General features: G+C 39.2%; 22 protein-coding genes and 1 pseudogene. 4 read left to right on the forward strand and 19 right to left on the reverse strand.

Annotated features, from left to right (window positions below; translation table 11 throughout):
* Positions 1-231: 231 nt before the first annotated feature.
* Complete coding sequence (locus DD627_RS09215; RefSeq protein ID WP_446226601.1) at positions 232-1860, reverse strand: glycoside hydrolase family 31 protein; 1629 nt, start codon at positions 1858-1860, stop codon at positions 232-234.
* Between the two features lie 327 nt (positions 1861-2187).
* Positions 2188-2787: pseudogene (locus DD627_RS09220) on the reverse strand (hypothetical protein); the annotation flags it as partial.
* A 339-nt stretch (positions 2788-3126) separates the two neighbouring features.
* Here DD627_RS09220 and DD627_RS02620 point away from each other — a divergent pair.
* Positions 3127-4242 carry an LCP family glycopolymer transferase gene (locus DD627_RS02620; protein WP_260274339.1) on the forward strand — a complete coding sequence of 372 codons (1116 nt, stop codon included), beginning with the start codon at positions 3127-3129 and terminating at the stop codon, positions 4240-4242.
* 56 nt (positions 4243-4298) lie between these two features.
* On the opposite strand, the gene DD627_RS02625 is transcribed toward DD627_RS02620, so the two are convergent.
* The 5 genes from DD627_RS02625 to DD627_RS02645 form a co-directional block, all read right to left on the reverse strand.
* Complete coding sequence (locus tag DD627_RS02625; RefSeq protein WP_260274336.1) at positions 4299-5717, reverse strand: GW dipeptide domain-containing protein; 1419 nt, start codon at positions 5715-5717, stop codon at positions 4299-4301.
* A gap of 104 nt (positions 5718-5821) precedes the next feature.
* Entirely contained in the window at positions 5822-6274 is a 453-nt protein-coding gene (locus tag DD627_RS02630; protein WP_057784769.1) for a threonine/serine exporter family protein, read from the reverse strand.
* 14 nt (positions 6275-6288) lie between these two features.
* On the reverse strand, positions 6289-7035 hold the full coding sequence (locus tag DD627_RS02635; protein ID WP_260274334.1) for a threonine/serine exporter family protein: 747 nt from the start codon (positions 7033-7035) through the stop codon (positions 6289-6291).
* A 156-nt stretch (positions 7036-7191) separates the two neighbouring features.
* Positions 7192-7392, reverse strand: coding sequence for a cold-shock protein (locus DD627_RS02640; protein WP_046871276.1), 201 nt, complete (start codon positions 7390-7392; stop codon positions 7192-7194).
* Positions 7393-7686: 294 nt separating this feature from the next.
* Entirely contained in the window at positions 7687-8349 is a 663-nt protein-coding gene (locus DD627_RS02645; RefSeq protein WP_057784771.1) for a metal-dependent transcriptional regulator, read from the reverse strand.
* Positions 8350-8493: 144 nt separating this feature from the next.
* On the opposite strand from DD627_RS02645, the gene DD627_RS02650 reads away from it, so the two are divergent.
* Positions 8494-8835, forward strand: coding sequence for a hypothetical protein (locus DD627_RS02650; RefSeq protein ID WP_068805368.1), 342 nt, complete (start codon positions 8494-8496; stop codon positions 8833-8835).
* A gap of 16 nt (positions 8836-8851) precedes the next feature.
* On the opposite strand, the gene DD627_RS02655 is transcribed toward DD627_RS02650, so the two are convergent.
* Both DD627_RS02655 and DD627_RS02660 read right to left on the reverse strand, forming a co-directional pair.
* Positions 8852-9748, reverse strand: a complete 897-nt coding sequence (locus DD627_RS02655; protein WP_057784773.1) for a cation diffusion facilitator family transporter — start codon at positions 9746-9748, stop codon at positions 8852-8854.
* Positions 9749-9893: 145 nt separating this feature from the next.
* Complete coding sequence (locus tag DD627_RS02660; RefSeq protein ID WP_260274332.1) at positions 9894-11456, reverse strand: bifunctional metallophosphatase/5'-nucleotidase; 1563 nt, start codon at positions 11454-11456, stop codon at positions 9894-9896.
* A 221-nt stretch (positions 11457-11677) separates the two neighbouring features.
* On the opposite strand from DD627_RS02660, the gene DD627_RS02665 reads away from it, so the two are divergent.
* Entirely contained in the window at positions 11678-12139 is a 462-nt protein-coding gene (locus tag DD627_RS02665; protein WP_260274330.1) for a DUF8821 family protein, read from the forward strand.
* A gap of 56 nt (positions 12140-12195) precedes the next feature.
* Here DD627_RS02665 and DD627_RS02670 read toward each other — a convergent pair whose 3' ends face one another.
* The 10 genes from DD627_RS02670 to DD627_RS02715 all read right to left on the reverse strand — a co-directional run bounded on the left by DD627_RS02670 (position 12196) and on the right by DD627_RS02715 (position 20680).
* Positions 12196-12876, reverse strand: a complete 681-nt coding sequence (locus DD627_RS02670; RefSeq protein WP_057784776.1) for a phosphatase PAP2 family protein — start codon at positions 12874-12876, stop codon at positions 12196-12198.
* A gap of 13 nt (positions 12877-12889) precedes the next feature.
* Entirely contained in the window at positions 12890-13555 is a 666-nt protein-coding gene (locus DD627_RS02675) for an HD domain-containing protein (RefSeq protein WP_057784781.1), read from the reverse strand.
* 1 nt (position 13556) lies between these two features.
* Entirely contained in the window at positions 13557-15104 is a 1548-nt protein-coding gene (gene rny, locus DD627_RS02680) for a ribonuclease Y (protein ID WP_260267816.1), read from the reverse strand.
* A gap of 462 nt (positions 15105-15566) precedes the next feature.
* A complete protein-coding gene (locus DD627_RS02685; protein WP_260274329.1) occupies positions 15567-16556 on the reverse strand; it encodes a Gfo/Idh/MocA family protein in 990 nt (329 codons plus the stop codon).
* A gap of 17 nt (positions 16557-16573) precedes the next feature.
* Positions 16574-17017, reverse strand: coding sequence for a hypothetical protein (locus DD627_RS02690; RefSeq protein WP_260274327.1), 444 nt, complete (start codon positions 17015-17017; stop codon positions 16574-16576).
* A gap of 162 nt (positions 17018-17179) precedes the next feature.
* On the reverse strand, positions 17180-17779 hold the full coding sequence (locus tag DD627_RS02695; RefSeq protein ID WP_260274323.1) for a GNAT family N-acetyltransferase: 600 nt from the start codon (positions 17777-17779) through the stop codon (positions 17180-17182).
* Positions 17780-17858: 79 nt separating this feature from the next.
* On the reverse strand, positions 17859-18416 hold the full coding sequence (locus DD627_RS02700; RefSeq protein WP_057785055.1) for an NUDIX hydrolase: 558 nt from the start codon (positions 18414-18416) through the stop codon (positions 17859-17861).
* Positions 18409-19287: an RluA family pseudouridine synthase gene (locus tag DD627_RS02705; protein WP_260274322.1), complete on the reverse strand. Its 879-nt coding sequence runs from the start codon at positions 19285-19287 to the stop codon at positions 18409-18411. The genes DD627_RS02700 and DD627_RS02705 overlap by 8 nt, the downstream gene beginning before the upstream one ends.
* On the reverse strand, positions 19284-19931 hold the full coding sequence (locus DD627_RS02710; RefSeq protein WP_057785057.1) for a TMEM175 family protein: 648 nt from the start codon (positions 19929-19931) through the stop codon (positions 19284-19286). Before DD627_RS02710 ends, DD627_RS02705 begins: the two co-directional genes overlap by 4 nt.
* Before the next feature lie 179 nt (positions 19932-20110).
* Positions 20111-20680: a hypothetical protein gene (locus DD627_RS02715; protein WP_260274320.1), complete on the reverse strand. Its 570-nt coding sequence runs from the start codon at positions 20678-20680 to the stop codon at positions 20111-20113.
* Positions 20681-20877: 197 nt separating this feature from the next.
* Here DD627_RS02715 and DD627_RS02720 point away from each other — a divergent pair, with 197 nt between their 5' ends.
* The gene (locus DD627_RS02720; RefSeq protein WP_164481576.1) at positions 20878-21024 is read left to right on the forward strand and encodes a hypothetical protein; all 147 of its coding nucleotides are present in this window, start codon (positions 20878-20880) and stop codon (positions 21022-21024) included.
* Positions 21025-21088 lie beyond the last annotated feature (64 nt).

Raw genomic sequence — 21088 nt, forward strand, 5'->3', positions numbered from 1 at the left:
TTTTCGGAACGAAAATCATCATTACTAGGCTGAATAGTGGGCACAACTTGGAGCCGCAAGCCACGTCTCCAAGCTCGGCCTTTATCTAAGCGAAAACCGATAAGATAAACGACACTACTGAGCCCAGTTGCTTCCAGACTAAGTCTAATCTTTGCAATCAACACATTGATATAATAATTTTGATACTTTCAATCTTTAGTTAAAAATCGTTTAACAACTCAACAGCATAACTCAAAGCACAACTCGTATCGTTTGCTCCATTTTCACTGAAACCTTTTTGAGTGACACAACTAAGAAATTACCTTGATTAATCTCAGTTTGCGCAAAATCACTTTTTTCTTCACTAGTCATTGTAAACTTTTCAAGCATACGTGGTCCGTAATGATAGTCGGCATCTGCCAACCGTTTTCCATTCACCCACACTTCTGTGGGTTCACTGGCTAAAAATAGTGATACGTTATATTGGCGTGACATAGTTGACCCAGCAAATGTACCTTTGGCCGCCGCAATTATTAGCTTCACTGTCGACAACGTCGTTTGTTGAGAAATTTTTGTTATTTGCCGTTCTCCGTGCAAATAGTTTGTCGTTTTCCCATCATCTTCGTAAAGCACAAAAGTAGAATACCCACCCGGATAAATCAGTAATTCAACCTGACTTTTATCAATTTCATCGGGATGCTCCGTCGCATTAGCTAATGGTAAGATAGCTCCTGCTTTGACAAAAAGAGGCAATTTCCACAAAGGCGCCTCAAAATCACTAATTGTTTGACCGCCTTCGTAAGCATCCCCACTGAAAAAATCATACCAAGTGGTTTTGGCATCTGGGAGGTAAAGGCTAGCGCGTAAGTCCGTGCCATCAACTTGCAGCTGATAATTTTCAAAAATTGGCGCAATTAATAATGAATTTCCGCACAAAAACTGTTGATTAAGGCTGCCGCCGTACGTGAAGTCACTTGCTTCTAGCCAAAACGTGGGTCGGACGATAGGTGCCCCATTAGTCCGTGCTTCAAATGCCAAGCTATACAAATAAGGTAAAAGCCTAGTTTTTAGTTTTAAATAAAACCGATTAATCGCAAGAAAGTTGGCACCAAACTGACTTCCCAGATCCTTGGCCCGACTGCCCCAACCGTCCATCACAAGTTGTAAGGGAGTAAATGACTTCCACTGCAAATCTCTAGTTTGAATGACTGGATTGTCGCCGCTATAAATACCATCAATATCTGAGCCAATATTGGAATTCCCAGACAATCCGGCACTCAGGTAAGTGGGTATTTGAAAACGAATATTTTGCCAATCTGATCCTGCTTGATCGCCAGTCCAAACACTCGCAAAGCGTTGGGTACCTGCCCAGCCATCGACCGTCAAAATGAACGGTCGTTTTTTATGGACAGCAGTTAATGTTTGGGCAGCCTTAGCGATTCCATTTAACCCAAATGTGTACCCAGCCCCAACCCAAGCCACATCTGTTTTAATTGCAGAAATCCCGCCGACTTTGGCTTCGGCTGCCAAATTACGTTCACCTTTTTGAATGTTCTGTGCATTTGGGGGTACCAACTGTTCCTGCGTCCATAGGCCAGTGGCTACTCCATGTTCATGCGCATATTTTGAAAACTGGCTTAAGTTTTGTAAGTCTCCCACAAAACTATCGGTCTGCCCATAACCGGCTCCGTAACCGTCATTTGGCAAAAACCAACCCAGTGGTAGTTGTTTTTGATGATACCGATCAATAACAGCGCGCGCAGAAAATTGATAATTTTTATTTTCTCCATTTAGCGACTCCCAAGTTCCTGAAACAGGATTTCCGTGTTCATCAACGGCTGTAAATGAAACATACCCCGTCCCGTAAACATTAGGAACCATTGCTTGCCCTTCAAAACTAATTTTTCCAGGACGCTTCGTATTAAACGACTTCGGATTGAGCGGTTGATATTCTTTATAGGTTTGCCCATCCGGAAACTGAATAGCTCCATCACTGTCTGGGCTCACCTGAAACCAATAATCACGGTTATATGCGTTTAAATGAGCAGGATAAAAGCTGTAGAGTGGATTGAGCGGTGGCAGTCCTGTTAACTTTTGATAGCCATGAATTAATTTTGCTGGTGTTTCCCCGAGAATTACAAAATAATCGAGTTGTGGATCTTCATGTGTCAATTGAATAAACCGGGGATCACTAAAATCATAACGCCCTTTTGTAAAAGTATTGAAAAGAATGCCATAACCACTTGTCGTAAAGAAAAATGGCTCTGGGGAAGTCACCCCGCCAGCAGTCCAACGATTCGTGTTTTCAATTGCAATTTCTTTACCTTTCAAAGAATACTGCCCATTTTGCATTCCCCCGCCAAAATAATAAGTTTCTGGTGTGGTGGGCAACCGTAAGCTTAGGTGAGTCGTTTTTTCATTACGAGTAGGAATCCGATTTTGTTTAAAATAGACTTTTCCCGCTCCGTCATTAATAGAAAAATGCCCAGAGGTCTGATCGAACACAAGATGAAACTTGTCGGTGTTCAGCCCAGTTTCTGAAGATTCCCCGCATGCTGTCAAAAAGTCTTGGGTCAATAACGGTGTGCTCGCCTCTTGAGTACCACTTCCACTGCCAACTGTTTCATCGCCTAAGGTCGGAATGTCCACGTTCTTTGAAATTGTCGCTTGTCCATTAAAATTTCCTGTCGAATTAATCATGACCCGCACAATGTTTGGCTGCACAAAAAATAGTTGTCCCGTTAAACCATCTTTTGTTGTAAATTGGATTTTTCGATGTGCGTTTTTAAAATTTGTAAGTTGTTCCATATGATTGCTTCCTCTCAAAGGCGAGCTTTAATTGTGTTTGTGAATTATATTGACCATTATACCTATTTACTCAGTAAAGACACGCCTTAAATTAAAGAAAAATGATATTTCTTTTCATTCGTTAATTCTTGATGATCACGGAGCTTTTTTAAACCCACTCAATAATCAAGAACCAGTTTTATGGGCGAATCAGTCATTTTTGGCACTCTTAATGTGATGTAAATTTTTATGTTTAAAGAATGTTTTAAATCAATCTAAAAATAAGATTTATTTAACATTAATTCGGTATGCTAAGTTAAGCACCAACTTTAATTAATAATTGCTTCAGGAGGCAAAACAATGAATGAGAACCAAACGCCCAAAAGATCCGACCTGCACAACCATTTTAATGTTCCCCCGACCCGCACTGAGATGCACCAAGACATGGAAGGCCGTGACCCACAGAAACGGCCACGAAAACATAGACGGAGACGCTTTATTATCGCAATTGTGGGAATTTTAGTCATTGTCCTCGGCGTATTTGCTGCCTATAAGTGGTATTCCGCAAAAAAGGCAGCTAATTCTGTTTTCAACAGTGCTAATATTCAAAAGGCTCGGGATGTTTCTTCAGTCATAAAAAAAGGTAAACCAATTTCAATTCTCCTTCTTGGAACTGATACTGGTGCCTTAGGTCGGAACTATCGTGGTCGGACTGATACCATCATTATTGCCACCCTAAATCCTAAAAAGAAAAAAATGACACTGACGAGTATTCCGCGTGATACTGCCCTTTCAATTCCGGGTTACACACAATACGCGCCTTCCAAATTAAATGCGGCTTATTCATTTGGCGGTGCGGGTACCAGCATTAAATCAATTCAGCAGTTATTAGATGTTCCAATTGATTTCTATGGTTTAATTAACATGGGCGGTCTTGAAAAAATTGTGAACGGTGTTGGAGGTGTCACGATTACCCCGACTCTCACCTTTAAGTATGGCGCTGCCAATGTTGTCAAAGGTAAAAAGATCCGACTTGCCGGTAAAGCTGCATTAGACTATTCGCGGATGCGTGATGATGATCCTCAAGGAGATTATGGTCGTCAAAAACGGCAACGACAGGTATTAATGGCAATTCTGCGTAAGAGTGATTCTTTAACCACTTTACTTAGTCAAAGCTTTTTAACTTCCATCAAAAAGCAAACACAAACTGATTTAACTTTCGATGAGATTGTGGCACTTTCCACAAAGTACCGTGTCGCTACTCATCATTTGAAATCAACTCATTTGCAAGGAACGACGCAATTAATCAACGGTCAAGATTATGAGGTTGCGAGCCAAACTGAAATGCAACGGGTTACAAACTTTATTCGAAAAGGATTAGATCTCGGACATAAATCAACTGGAACATCTAATCTAACAAGTGTGACAACCGGAACTGGTTATTCAGATACAACGCAATCTAACGGACAATATTAAATCAAACAAAAAAATACCTTCGTAGGATTTTAATCCCAGCGAAGGTATTTTTAATTTTAACTTAACGCACTTCCATAAACCCAACCAATCTTCTTACCACCGTAATAACAACGGTAATAAGGTGTTTTCACGTCGTCACGATAAGCAATATTGTCAATTTTCACTACTTTACCTGCGTAAGTTTTGCCATAGTTCAGGCGTTTGACCGTATACTTACTTGCTGTGACGTGATTTAAAAAGTCGTGGCCGGGAACTTTTTTGACCGTCATTTTCGAATTGATCGTTTTGTAGGTTACGCGAACACCAAGTGCTCCACCGTAAATCCAGCCGATCCGTTTGCCTTGGTAGGCACAACGATAATAAGGAACTTTGGTGCCATCTCGATACGCGATGTTATCAATCTGAACTGTTTTACCCGCATAGGTTTTCCCATAATGCAATCGTTTGTTTGTATACATACTGCTGGTAACATGATTATAAAAATCATGGCCAGGGGTAACTTTCACATCCATTGTTTTTGTGGTTGCCGTGTAGGTCACGTGTTTAGCAAGTCCACCACCGTAAATCCAACCAATCAATTTACCGTTATAATATGCACGATAGTAAAGTGTCCCGGTACCACTACGTTTTCCAGTGCAATCAATTTGAACGGTCTTTCCTGCGTACGTTTTGCCATAATTTACTCGTTTGGTGGTGTAATTGCTCTTAGGCACATGATTATAGAAATCATGACCCGGAACCGTTTTAACATCCATGGTCAAGCTGGTATTCGTATATTTCACACTTAAATGTTGCAGACTTGTGTAATAGCTCTTGACCAGTTGATAAAACTCGGCCATTGTGTATCCCTGACCGAAGTATGTTTTACCCGTTTTTAAATAGTACCCATATGGATCAGTATGGGTAGAACCACCAAAGTGTAAAGCAACAGCTTTGTGTGACCAAACTGTCCCTTTATAATCATAACAAGCATCATTTGGCGTTAGCTTATATTTATTTAGCAAATATGCTGTATACCACGCCGCATTAGCCATTTCACGGGCAAATGCCTTCTTAGAATGAACCTCAATTTGCTCAAACTGAACAAATTTTCCGTTTCCAGGATAACCAACTCCCCAAGATAAGTAGTTGGTATTCGCAATATTAATAATATGATCCGCATCCACAAAACTGTGGACAAAAGCGTCATTATAGTGTGCTTTCATATATGCAATTTCATTGTAAATTGTAGAACTGGGATTAGCGGTTTCATGAACCACAACCCCTTCAGGCTTCCCATAGCCCTTGTTATAATTATAATGTGGAAATCCACTCCAAATAGAAGTCGTAATTCCTACCGGTTTAATTTTGTTTGCTGTAATGTAGCTGTTTACTGACTGTGCCTTAGCCGAAATGCCCCCCATTAACAGACTAAGCAATAAACCCAATGTCATCAAACAACCTGGTATAACTTTATTTCTTTGTGTATCCTTCAAAAATATTCCTCCAATGTCTCCCCTGTGTCCCATTAACTACTATGTACACTTTCATACTAACATTTTTAGACTCCTAATCAGATATCATCATTTTTACAGTTTTATTACATTCCCCTCGATGCGCGTTTTAAAAGAAGCTTTTTCCACAATTTATTCAATAATTCAGCAATTAGGAAGCCAATCGCAATCGAACCCGTAATTTCAATCACTTCAGTCAAAAATCGCATGCCTTGGGCCGCATTCCCTAACGCAATGTTACGGACCATTTGATAAGCTTGTCCGCCGGGCACTAAGGGAACCAAACTCGGGATATTAAAGATCAACATGGGCATTTTCATTCTTCGCGCCGCAATGTCACTCAAAATTCCGATCGCCACGGATGCTAACAAATTGGTCAGCGCAATCCCAAAATTGAGGTTGATCAGGGCCCAATAAATAAACCAGGTAACGGTGCCAATTGAACCGGCAATAAGCAACGCACGATGCGGAATATTAATAATAATGCCAAAGCCGACCGTGGCAATAAACGCAAAACACAACTTAATTATCATAATCATCAGTGAGTTTCTCCTTAAAAGAATCTAAATACAAAGGCAATGCCAAAGCCAATTGCAGATGCCGTCAGCAAGGCCTCTATTCCCCGTGCTGGGCCGCTTACAAAATGTCCGTTTAAAATATCACGCACCGCGTTTGTTAACGGCACACCAGGCACCAGTGGCATTACAGCACCAATGATAATGTTATCTACCGAATGACCTAATCCCATTCGAACCGTCAACACCGCCATAAACCCAATTAAAAGTGATGAAACAAATTCACTGATAAATTTAATATTCAACGTTTTATTAATTGCATAGTAAATCGCAAACCCAATAGCTCCAATGATTGAGGTGACGCCAATATCATAAAAATTATCACAAAAAATCGTCATTAATGGTCCACTGACTAGTGCAGCTCCCAGTACCTGTAACCAAAACGGAAAGTATGGCACAGCGTCATCGACAATTTTTAGCTGATCAAAGAATTCTGTTAACGTAATTTTCTTAATTGCATAATCACGTGAAAGTCGATTAACCCAACTCACTTTTTCTAAATCAATGTTTCGGCGACTAACACTTTCAACCTGAGCATTTTTTTGATCCGGAATCGACATGATAATTCCTGTCACAGTCGAAAACACCTGTGCGTCTGGATAACCCGAATTTGTGGCAATCCGCATAATCGTATCTTCTGCACGAGCCATTTCTGAACCATTTTCAATCATAATTCTTCCTGCCAATAAACAGGTATCTAATACCAAATCGGTTTCTTTCACCATTGTCACCCCGTTGATTAATTAAAGTCTATTATGCCATAGCCCCACCAACAAAACGACCAGAAATTAAACATTTATTCAAGTTAGAGCGTTAAATAAAAAAAGACATAAAAAAAGCCAGGAACCGAAATTCCTGACTTGATAAATTCTAATTTTAAATTAGTCTTTGTTTACGTTAACTGCTTGTGGTCCACGGTCACTTTCTTCTACATCGAAAGTAACTGCTTGGCCTTCTTCAAGAGTCTTGAAGCCGTCGCCTTGGATAGCTGAGAAATGTACGAATACATCGCTACCGTTTTCGCGAGTAATAAAACCAAAACCTTTGTCTGCGTTAAACCATTTAACTGTACCATGTTCCATAATAGAAAATCCTCCTGAGTGCTTTTTGCACTAAATATTTTAATACTTGATCCGGTGCAAATTGGGGATATTTCTTTATGAAACGATCTTACCAAAATTACCTAACCAAAATACAATGTAATTGTACCATATCAATTTAGAAAAAGATACCCACTTTTAAAATTAAGTCCTTATTTATTTAATTTCTTAATTTTCAATTGGCTATCAATCTCCGTATGGCTATCATAACAGCTTTTTAACTGACATACAACTTTCGGTTGATTTTCGTGAATCACAAAAGCCAGTTTAGAAAAATTAGTCATCCTGAACAAAAACATAATGGGCAGCTTTATAACTGATTTGTCGTTCATCAACTTTTGATTCATTATCAATCAGTTTAACAGTCGTTGCACCCTCAAACGGCGCGTGGTGAATCACTTGAATCTTATCACCAATATCTAAATCAATCTCATCCAAATAATTTAAAAGTTCACGATTATCAATAAACCTATCAACTACCACCGTACTGCCTTCTTTAACATCTGCTAACAAAGTATGACTATCTTCTTGATAGTTCCCTTCCTTATCAGGAATTACTCCACCATGCGGACAGTGTGTTGGGTAACCTAAAAATTGATCAAGAGAATCCAACAATTTTTCACTTGTCACATGTTCTAATACTTCTGCATCATCATCCACTTCAGATAACTTGTAGGATAATTTCTCAACTAAGAAAGTTTCCCACATACGATGCTTACGGACCATAATTTCAGCAATTTGAATACCTTTGTCAGTTAACGAAATTCCAGAGTAAGGCGTGTGTTTTGCCAAACCTTCCTCAACTAACTTCGTAATCATCTCAGTTACTGAACCGGCTGCAATGTTCAGACCCATTGCAATTTGCTTATTTGATATTTTCTTTGATTTTCCGCCTAGCTCAAAAATAATTTTAAGATAGTCTTCCTTCATCGGGGTCAATCTATTCACCTCATTTTGTTAATACTACTTTTATAACTCATTTGAATCAGAAATACAACTAAGGTACCCCAAACTTTAATTTTACACTTTTAATAGTTAAGGTCTATACTTAAGACGTAATAAGTTAAGTTAGGAAGGGCTGTTATGAGTAATTTAGTTTCCATCACGCAATTAGATTCGGATAATCAGGCTAAAGCCGTCCGATCTTTTGCACAGTTTTACATTCGACTCTATAAAGCCGAAAGTCTCGAAATTATTTCGTCGTTTGTTCCCGCAGGTTATCTTAGCGATATTAACGCTTTTATCGCCCGAAATCGTTATTTAACCCATGCCAATTTGTTGGATTTAAGCCTAGCCACTTCCAGTAACGACTACATTCAGGTCATGGAGCATCTTGATCAAAAGTATAATCTTACCGGAACTCCTGAGATTCCTTGGGATACTTGGTTTATCTCCCATCACAAACAGCTTGTGAGCGAAAGTTAAGCCTCACTAACTGGCATTAAATATCATGCCGATCACGCGTAAATAGTTCATTACTTTTTCCACGAAAAACTTCAGCTTGTAAAGTCACGTGATCTACGTGATATTTTTTTTGCAATAAATTCTCTAAATGCCGATAAACAGGCTCAACATCACTCAATAATTGATCGTTCAAATTAATATGTGCAGAAAACATAATCCGGTTTTCATCAATTTGCCAAGCATGAATGTGATGCACATTGACAACCCCGGGCTCTTGCAACATATCGTGCTTCATAGCTTCAAAATCTAGATTGGGCGCACCTTGCATCAAAATATTAATTGCTTCTTTTAAAACAGGCCAAGTTTCCCACATAATGTAGACTGAAACTAAAATTGTCACAATCGGATCAACAATATCAATGTGCCAAACCTGAATAATAATGGCTCCAATCACAATTCCAAATGATGACAATGCATCGCTTAAAATGTGGAGATAGGTCGCTTTTATGTTTAGACTTCCCTTTGCACCGCTACTCAACAGCAATGCTGAAATAAAGTTAGCCAGTGTTCCGACAATCGCCACAATCAACATGATTCCCCCATTTACCGGCTCGGGGTTCAAAATTCGCCGTACACTTTCAATAATCAGGAAAAAAGAAACGACAATTAAAAATACGGAATTCACAAATGCAGAAATAATTTCTGCCCGGCGATACCCGAATGTTTTGGACATATTTGAATTTTTAAGGCCAATTCGACTTGCAACATACGCCAAAACGACGGATGCAGAATCGCCCAGGTTATGAAATGCATCTGACAATAAAGCTAGACTACCTGACAAAACACCACCAAAAAGTTCGACCACTGTGATTAAAGCATTTAAAACGGTCACAAGTAAGAAACGCATCCCACTCATTTTCGAATTCTTATGCATCTGTATCTCCCCCTCCGTGCTAATTATCAACTAAAATAAATCACTACGCAAGCCTTGGTCAGCTTCCAAACAACTTAGATTTCGAGGACGTTGATTCAAGTTACAAAAAAAGCCAGAAAATTCACTTTTCTAGCTTATACGTTCTTTATTTAATGATTTTAAAATTGCTGTTCACAGACGCCGTAATCACGGGATGTTTCTGTAAATAGTCGGCAATTAACTCTGACATAGCCTCCGTATTTTCACGAATTATCTTACCTTCAGAAAACATAGGATAGTGTCCACCACCAACCGCTCGATATTTATTAAGCACAATTTCGAACGAATCATTTGGCGCAATCACATGTCCCTTGTTCATCAGCCGAACCACACGTTTGCCAACTGGCTTTGAAATGTCTAATGTGTAATCAATGCCTTCGTACATATCGTAATTGTAATGACGTTTTTTGGGTGATAAATAGCGGGGATTCACAATTAATTTACCCTGTTGATTAATCATGAAATACTTGGCACTCACTTCCAGAGCTGCCCGCAGATCCGCGCCCGAAACTCGTAAAACAGCTAGAGAATTCGGATAAACATAATTGGTAACTACCTCACGCATGGTGATTTGTTCATCAAAACCAGTCGCTTCATTGTTAAAGAGCGCGGTAGCGGAAATAGAAGTCCCTGTGGCCGCCATTTGCACCTTTTGGATAAATTCAATAAACGCCGATTCCTCAACTCTAGCTTTAAAAGGATCCGTAATCTTCATATCTCCTTGAACTTTTCCCAATGGTTGATCCAACCATGACTGTGTATCGGACTCTACATCCGTCATGATTGCCTTTATTTTTTTATGTAATGGAGATTTTCCCGTTGAAATCAGTTCTGAACTGGCCCCAACGACCATATGCTTTTGCTGCGGATCGATCTTCAACGTAATTTTACCAACTACTGCACCGCGATGCCCTGCTTGAACAACTGGGATACCAAACAACTTGGTTGCAATTAATCGATGCTGATGTGCAGAAACTAAGGCGTCAATGCCCTTAACTGTTTTCAACAATTCATAACCTACATTTTCGCCACGTAACGATTCCGTTTCTTGACCAGATTTTAAATCACGTTCAAAACCACCATGATACACAACAATAATGACATCAACTTTTTTTCTTAACTCTTCAACATAATGTCTGGCAGTTTTTAAAACTTTTTTAAATTGTAGTCCCTTAATATGAACTGGATCTTCCCAAAATGGAATATAAGCCGTCGTTAACCCCAGCACAGCGATGCGCACGCCTTGTTTATCAAAAATTCGATAAGCACCGTTCGCAATTGAATTTTTTTGCTGATCCAAAATATTCGCAGATAAAACTGGATAATCCGTGCTTTTAATCGCTTTTTTTAAATAATCCAATCCATAATTAAATTCGTGATTACCCAACACTCCCACATCATAACCAATGGCATTATAGGCCCTTAGCAAACGTTGTGGTGCAGGTGGCGTACTAAATTTAGCCAGGTATTCAGTCAGTGGGGATCCTTCCAAAACATCCCCCGCGTCAACAGTTAAAACGGGTCCTGTCGCATTTTTGCGTTCGTTTTCAATAACTTGCGCAGCCTTCAAGAGACCAAAGGGTAAGTTCAAATGACGTTTTACAAAATTGGTAGGATAGACAAATCCATGCACGTCACTCGTTGAAAGAATCGTTAAATTAAATGTCAAGATTTCACCTCCCACAAAACTTTTTGATACTGTCGATTTTACCACAATCCTATCTAATCGTGACGATTAATTACAACGTATTTGAATAGGTTGAAGGTTGAGTTGATAAATTATTCCTATTTTTTAATAAAAACGGCAAAATTACGCGTTTTTTTGATTGACCAATTTCTTGTAACTTTATATACTATGGGTACGTAAATATAGAAATGAGGTAACCCCAAGTGGTTTACAAAGTTGATTTCAAGGAAGTTTCCACCGTTGGATTAGAAAGCTCACCAGTTGCACCTGCTTTAGCGGGTTTACGTGCAAACGAAGCTCGATATTATTGGAATAAATATAAGCACGTTTTTACCACCGTTCCCGCTAATGAAGATCCTGATACCCTTGTCTGGATTGAAAAAATTTTATCAGAACGAGACATGCACTTTGCTGCTACACCTTTAGAAGTCACCCATTTTGAAGTTGAAGGGATCAAAATGGCCTATGTTTTTTACGAAAATGGACTAGTCGTTAATGTCATGTACAGTATTGCTGATGACGGAAAACGAGCTGTGGGTTTTAAACTCTCTGAAGGTATGGATGTTCCTAAAGAATTTGAGGGCAAGTTCAAGTTTGCCCATCAAAAATCCAAACTGGCAGGCGTTATTTGTGGCTCATTCTTCGTCATTAAAGGCAACTACTAACGAAAAAATAGAGCAGGCAAAAACATAGTTTTTGCCTGCTCTTAAATTACAGATTTTTAATGTTGACTGTGTCTTCCCTCAGACCTAGGTTCTACAACCTTCGCTACAAAGTTATACAACAATTTATACAACCAGCGGGCAATTGCTAACCAAGCCACCGCTAAGAAGAATGCCCCAAATACATCAGAAGGATAATGTGCGCCAAGGTAAATTCGTGAATACATCACCAGAACAACCCAGATGATAAGCCCAATTTGACTCACCTTTTGAATGGTTGTCGAGCGGATTTGGCTGACAAAGAACCACAGGATAAAGAAAACAATGATGACAGCCCCAAAGGTATGACCACTTGGAAAACTATAACCACTTTCTGGAATAATTTGATTCCATCTTGGTCGGGCGCGTTGCACAATTTCTTTAAATATGTACGCAACGACGTCCCCTCCGCCAATCGTGGCTAACGTCCAAATAGCATCTACTCGCAAACGCATAAACCATAAAATAGCCGCAATGATCACCGCATAAACAATCGCAAATGACGGTTCTGCAATCTTGGAAACAAGTGTCATTAATGTTGTTTCAAATTCAGGTAACGAGTCTTGCACAATGCCAATGATACCCGTATCTAGTTTTAACAGTAAGGCAGAATTTGCCTTAATTGCCAACAACAATAAAACGAAAATTAATCCCGACATCCACGCGTATCTAGTCGAAATTGAGTTTTGATTTTTTAACATAATCTACTCCAAATTATTTATTTTGATTCCATTCTGCTTTGAACTCGTCTAAAAAATCCGTCAAAACAGTCGTTCTTTGATCCGCAATCTGCTTTGCGGCATCAGTATTCATTAACCCAGCCAATTTCAACAATTTTTCATAAAAGTGATTAATCACAGTTTCATTTTGGCGGTATTGTGCATGTGTCATTTTGTCTCGCGGAGCAATTTTGGGATCATACATCACGTGCCCGTGAGCACCACCATAATAAAATACCCGTCCAATTCCAATTGCGCCGATGGCATCCAAACGATCAGAATCTTGAACTATTTGACCCTCTAACTTCAACTTATAATGATGCTCAAGATTCTTAGAAAACGACATGTGGGTAATAATATCAAAAATGGCCTCAATTCGATCAGTCCTAACTTTTTGATCTTGTAAAAACTGCTTCACTTCCGCCTCAGCAGTCGCCTGATTGTCCACAATTTTTTCATCAATGACATCATGCAATTCTGAGCTTGCCAAAACGATAAACAAATCGGTTGCTTCAGTTTCGGAAGCCAACCGTTTGGCCATTTTGACGACCCGTTGAATGTGTGCATAATCATGTCCTGTTCTATCATCATTTAACTTAGAAAACACAAATTGGTCAATAGCTTCCAACGTTGCTTGTTCTTCGTTTGTCAAATTTTTCATTTCACCCCGCATACTCTACAACCTGTAATTTACGTACGACCGTTACTTTTACCTGTCCAGGATAGGTAACTTCTTGTTCAATTTGATCTTTCACATTTCCAGCAAGTTTTTCGATACTCTTATCAGAAGTTTGATTAGGTTTGACGATCACTCGTAATTCCCGTCCTGCTTGAATAGCATAGCTTGCCTGTACGCCAGGATATTTATTTGCAATGCCCTCTAAACTAGAAATTCGTTGCAAATAATCAGCAGCAGATTCACTACGAGCACCCTGACGAGATCCAGAAATTGCATCGGCAGCAGCTACTAAATCAGAAATCACATATTTAGCTTCGACATCCCCATGATGAGAGGCAATGGCATTAATCACAACGGGATCTTCGTGGTATTTGGTAGCGAGTTCTACCCCTAATTCCACATGGGTAGCTTCCACATCCCGGTCAATTGATTTACCAATATCATGTAAGAGACCCGCACGTTTAGCCAAATCCACATCTTCACCCAATTCTGCAGCAAACACGCCTGCTAGATTAGCAGCTTCAATAGAATGATCCAAAATATTCTGGCCATAACTCGTTCGGAAATGCATTCGACCAATAAATTTGATCAAATCTGGATGAATATTTTTAATGTTTAATTCATTAATTGCTTGTTCGCCAAACCCGCGGATCAGCTCATCCACGGTTCGAACGGTTTGGTTCACAATTTGTTCCACAATGTCTGGATTAATGCGGTTAGCTTGAATAATCTGGGTCATTGCCCGTTTTGCAATTTCACGACGTAAAGGATCATATCCGTCTAAAGTAATTAACCGTTGTTGATCATCAATATTGATATCAATTCCGGTTAACGCCTCTAAAGCTCGCACATTTTGACCAGCATTCCCGATGATTTTGCCTAACGCCTCATTGGACGGCACATCCATCGTTCGGTTGGATGGAAAAATATGCGAACGAATACCACTGTGCTCAATTGCATGGGCAATTAAATTTTTAGCTTCTTTTTCACTACTGCTTTGATACTCAGCCTCCGCATTGCGAACTGTGCGTTTGCCTTCTTCTTTCAGATCACGTTTTGTTTCGTCCAAAATGTAATCTTGCGCCTTATCGTGACTCATTTCCGCAACATCCTGCAAAGTATCTTCACGTTTTGTGATTAGCTCTGCTGCTTGTGCGCGGACATCCTTTAATTCTTGACGATTCTCTTTAACAGTTTCTTGCTTACTCTTAAATGTATCAAACCGTCGATTTAAAAGATCTTCTTTTTCTTTTAAAACCTGGTCACGTTGATCAAGCCAATTTGACTTGCGTTCATTGTCTTGGACGTCAGTCGTAATTTCTTGGTCAATTGATTCTTGGTAAGCAAGCGTTTCTCGTTTGCCCTTATTTAAGGCTCGTTTTGCTTCGACTTTCCCCGCTTTTTCGGCATCATTCAGAATTTGTTGCGCCTGTTCGTGAGCCAAGCGTAACTGTCGTTGGTGTTCAACTTTTCGAATTTCAAAACCAATTGCAATGGCAATCACTAAAGCAACTATACTCACAACAAACATCTGAAATCCCTCCTTTTAGTTATCGTTAAATTCATACCTATCATTATATCACAATGTTTTTACCCGCCACTTTGATTTTTCGTTAACGTTTTAATAAATTATCAGACTTATTGTAGCCAAAACAAAAAGCACCTTTCAAGAACCTGCTCAACTTGAAAAGTGCCTGGGGATAGATCTAAACGCCAATCTAAAAACTTAAAGTTTCAAGGTACATATTGTTTCAATTACGATTCCTTATGCTTTCTAGGATTCAGTAGGAAGCATAGTCAAAGCGTATTTGTACGCGTCTAATTAAAAAATCTTTCACAAAACTTTTTTCTTAAAAACGTTGCAACATGATAAGCATCGGCCCATCCAAAAAATCGACCGATATTGCAGGTATTGCTTGGCACTTAGATCGAACCCTACCCCAGTCAACAGCGTATCATCTTTAAAACCAACTCACAAGTAAAAAGCCATAAGTTAACGAATCTTTTTCATTTGATCCGGATACCATTGATGATAAAGGCGATCAATAATCTTCATGGTTGCTAAGGTAACGGTAGGACACATCACATCACTTGACTGTTCTCCTTGCAAAATTTGCTCAGAAACATGGTTGAATTCATATACGAACTCACTATTTTGAGGATGTGTTATTTGTTGAATCTTTTTACCAACCTTTAGTTCATAGGAGTCAGTTTTCCAGTAATTTGGTACCATCAACGATCCCTCGGTTCCCCAAAAAGTCATTTGACTAGGCACTTGTTCACTTAGCGTTGTCATGAAAATACTAGCCAATTGACCCGAACCCAACTTGAGGTTCAGCTGCGTTTGATCATCTGCCTGTACACCTACTCGACTAACCTGGCCTTGATAATCCGTAATCTCAGTTTGTAAAACTAATTGCAGATATTCCAAACTATATGATGCGCTTCCGTAAAAGGCACCACCGCCTACCGTTACATCATGAAACCACGGAATTTTTTCTATCCCAAGGTGTGATTCTTGAACGGTAATGGCGCAAATTTTACCAATAGCCTGTTTATTTAGTAATTGGTCGCGTACCTGTAACGTAATTGGCAAAAAGGCAGCCTTTTGACCCTCCATTAGAAAACACCCTTGTTTTTTAGCCAGCGCAAAAAGCTCTTTTGCCTGCACATAAGTTAGCGTAAATGGTTTTTCCAGCAACACGTTTTTATGGTGTTGTAAAGCTAATTTGGCACCGGAATAATGGCCTGCGTTCCATAATGGCACATAAATAACATCCACATTGTCATCTTCGCAAAGTTCTACATAGCTACCATATGCTTGTGGAATGTTGAATTGATCTGCAGCCTGTTTCGCCTTTGCCAAACTCCGTGCAGCAATCGCAACCACTTCACTATTGGGCGATTCATGAATGCCTGCCACAATCCGTGGCACAATGGAAGCTGCCCCCATAATGCCATACCGAACAACTTTTTGATTCATCTAGATTGCCTCAAAGATTAGTCTTTTTTATCTTCTGACTCGTTGCCTTCATCAATCATGCGCCATTCACCTTCGCCAGCTTTGAAAATATCATTCACAAAACCAGTGACCATCTGTGCCCGATCCATATCTTTTTCTGCCAACACGTTCAAGCCTTTACCAGTTGTCATTGGTAAACCAAGTTCAAACTGTTCGGTTTGCATTTTTCCTTCCGCAAAAGCCACAACCCAGTCTTTTGTATCAATTTGGGTGTATAAGAAGAATAGAGAATAATCGTCTGCTAAATAAGCTGGAACTGCCCAAACATTTTCACCAACTTCTTGCATGTCGTTGCCATTGAAATTATATTCACTGGCATTTTTCTTAGAAATACCGTGATTCAAAACCATTAACATTTGTTCAAATTTTTTGTCGCCTAAAGCTAATTCAACTTCTTGGTACTCATCATTATCTTTACTCAATTTGTTTACCTCATTTTTAATTTTATTGTCTTCCTTGATTTTATAATAAAACCGGCGTAAAAGATACCAAGAGACTTACAAAGACCAGAAAGAATTACGTACTATTAAAAAACCGAATCCAGAAAACTAGATTCGGTTACCTCATTTTATTAATTTTAATTTCTAAGCGAAAACAGGTTGTGTTATCACAATTGGTTTTTGCATATGATCATACATATGATCGCCAATCCTTTTTGTCCCAACTTTCTTAAAGCCATGTCTTGCATACAATCGCTTGGCATTCGGATTTTTGAAATCCACATTTAGCCCAATAATTGTATCCCCATCTTGACGCACAAACTCTGGCAAGGAGCGCAACAATCGGCCACCAATACCTTGGCCTTGATAATTTGGATCAACCGCAATGGAATCAAGGTACCACTCATTTTTAAAGGCTTCTAAATCAGGATCCAGCACATCACCATCAAAAATATTTGCCTTGAGGGTAATTCGGTCAATAATTGCATCCAGATCTTCTTCATACTGATCAGGATAGCCAAATGCAACACCCACAACTTTACCAGTTGTTTGATCCTCCGCTACAATTGTTGTAGCCTTTTCACCGGTATAGGCGTCAGTTTGGTATGCGCGTTGTAACACCCGCATCCAGACAGGGTCGGGGACATCATCCAGCTCATCTAACTCCATTTCATCATAAATAATATTAATCAATGGGGCTATCTGGCCGGCATCATCTTTATCAGCTTCACGTATAATTATCACAAAAATCCTCCTTTAATCTAATTAATAGGTTACGGGAAGACCATCAAAATGTAAAGTAGTTTGCAAATATGAAAAATGTCTATTTATTCTTACAAAACATTTCATAGTAACCAACAGCCGCAATGGCTTGTGAGGAACGGATTCTACCTTGCGCAATTAATTGTTTCAAGTGACTATAACGAATCAGTTGACTATTCACAAACTCGTCACTGTCGAAGTGTTGAGATTCTGTTTTTTGAGGTTCAATTTGCGCCAAAATTAGCGTTACCTTTTCGGTGGAAAATCCCGCTGATACCGTTGAAGTCGTCATAATTTCAGTTTTCGTAGTTTGATACCCAGTTTCTTCAATTAATTCCCGTTTAGCAGCCTGCAAAGGCGTTTCTCCTTCATTAATCAAGCCTGCAGGTAATGACAAACTTTCTGCGTTAACCCCAACTCGATATTCCGTATTTAATAAAACATGTTGGTTGGGTGTAAATGCCAAAATTGTGACGGTGGAACCATGTAAAATGACGTCCCGATCTATCGTTAAGCCATCTGGAGTCTTAATTTTTTGTTGGCTTAACGTGAAAATTGGTCCTTTATAGATTTGCTTTGAATCCAGGATTTTTCCTGGCAATCCTTCATTTTTAAACATTTTTCAAATTCTCCATATCTTCAGGAATTGCAACTTTGAATTCATGCTTCTGCTCTGTCAACGGATCCACAAATTTTAAAGAAGTAGCGTGCAAGGCTTGTCGAGAAATTCCCATCTCCATGGGACCATCATACAGTTGATCACCTAACAAAGGATGTCCTAAACTCGCAAAATGGACCCGAATCTGATGTGTCCGACCAGTTAACAACTCTGCTTCAACTAACGCATAGTCGCCATATTGACGTAACACTTGAAAACGTGTTTTTGCTTGTTGACCTTCAGGATTAACTTCTCGATGAATACCATCTTCGGATCTTACAATTGGTTTATCAATTATTCCCTTCTTTTCTGCCATTGTCCCGCTGACAAATGCCCAGTACTTTTTTTCAATTTTATGATTTTCAATTTGAGGAGCTAAAACACTGATCGCCAAACGATTCTTTGCAATTAGCATCACTCCACTTGTATCGCGGTCTAGACGGGTAATGACATGCGGAATTAAATCTTTACTGCCGTTATTCTTTAAATGCCCTTTAACGCGATTTACAACAGTATCTTCTCGATTGCTGGGGCCCGGAACAGATGTTAAACCAGCTGGTTTATTAATCACTAACCAGTTTTCATCTTCAAACACAATTTCAAGTGGTTCGAAACTGAATGGAACTTCAGGATCCGATTTTTCCTTTGGTAACTGCAAATTTAATTTTTCCCCAGCCTCCAGGGTGTCAGTTGTACTAACTTTATGACCTTCAATTCTCATCGTGCCTTCGTGCTTGGCACTACTAATCAGGCGGTGACTAAATCCCTTTGACTTCAAAAAAGCTCTAATTTTCATTGGCTCTTCGGTTGTGTTTTGTAAATTAATAATCATTTATATTCTCCATTGTTGGCTTCTCTTATGCTTTTTTGCATTGACTTACTTAATCGCAGGTAAGCGACAAAATGATAGCCGACACCTGCTAAAAGTAAAAATGCACCTAGCCAAATTGAGAAGAAAGTTGCGACAATTGCGGCACCATAGATTAAAACGCTACGAACCGGATCATATTTAATGGCCTGATAAAAAGTGGGTTGATCACTTTTCATCCGTGTCATTTCTGGATGATTGCGCACATACGTGTACAGCCAGGCAAACGTGAATGAAATAAACAACGCGATTATATCGTAATACACAAACGCCACCTGCATATCAGTGCGATTTTGCGAAATTAATGTGTTAGCTACCAATGCGGTTGGGTAGTCGATCAAGGTTACAGAAAACAGCATCACCAAATTAATAACATTCAACCCCGTATTGGTTTCCTTTAGCGTTTGAAAAAAATCGTGATGAAAAAGCCAGATCGTGCCAACATACAAAAAAGAAACAATGTACGCAAACATTGTCGGCCATTGTCGTAGCACGGCCATCAGTAAGCTACCCGCATGATAGTCTGGAACTTTAAAATCCAACACCAAAATCGTGATCAAAATTGCATAAACCCCATCACTAAAAGCTTGCATACGATCAATTTTCATAAGCTATAACCGCTTCCCTCCTTTATTCCACCTGTTTCATACTAAATTATTATAACCTGCTTTTAAAACGACTGCGACTTTTAATTATCGATAATTCATTTACTGGGTTCAGATTATCTAAATTAAACAAAAAGAACCTAGCTTATTACGCTAGATTCTTTCCATCTGAAAAAATTGTTTTACTCTCCGTACGACCCAAAGCTTTTGTGTACACTATTTCTTTTGAAGAAGTGGGCATAATGGGTTGTCCGTTTTGATACGGATAACCGTTCATACTTTGCTTTCGATTGGCAATTCAACATAATCGCAATCAACTCATCATTGCTAGCATGATTGGCCATTCGTGCCACTTTAACCGTTTGGCGATCCCAACTTGCTATCTGTGACTGATCTGTTTCATTCACAATTTCTGTCAAAAAACCGAGATTACTTACCAAATTACCTTGATCATTTAAATCACGTTCTTTAAACCACCGTAACACCTGAATACCATCACTCGAAAGTTCGGCCGGCGCATATTCAATTTTAGCAATTTCATTGAGAAACTCATCATTTGTCATCTTCATTAGCGTTCGGGCCACATTTACTGTCCGTTCGTCATAATGTTTGGCGACAGCTTTCTTGTCTTCCAGGGCACCCATGACCCGATTCAAATAACCGAAAGTGACAAATAAATTTTCCGGTTGCGTTTGGTGGGCCTTGAGCTGTTTTTCAATCCAGTTAACAAAACGTTGCTGTCTTTTAATCATAAATGACTCCCTTCATGGTTTGTTTAAGTTGTTGCCAATCATACCGATAAAATGTTGCAGCAACGTTACTAAAGATTAAAAGAGTGATTAATAAATCCTTACGTTCATGTATTAGTTTATATTCTCATAAAATACATTTGCATTTTAGGGGCATTTAAGATTACAATAGTAATAACTTATTTTTTAGGAGGAACATTATGCGATCACCATATAACTCATTCGCAAAACGCCGTCCAGTTGCTGGTAAGCGCGAACGTCGCCGTCGCCAAGCGCGAATCGTTGCTATCCAACGTTTCGCTAAAGGCAAGACTGAAGAAATTGTAGATACACCAAAAGTTAAATAATCGGCTTTTTGCCATTAAAAAAATTCAATCACTTTCTAAGTGGTTGAATTTTTTATTTACATTA

Source organism: Pediococcus sp. (genome assembly GCF_003533255.1).
In the GTDB taxonomy this organism is placed as follows: domain Bacteria; phylum Bacillota; class Bacilli; order Lactobacillales; family Lactobacillaceae; genus Pediococcus; species Pediococcus parvulus.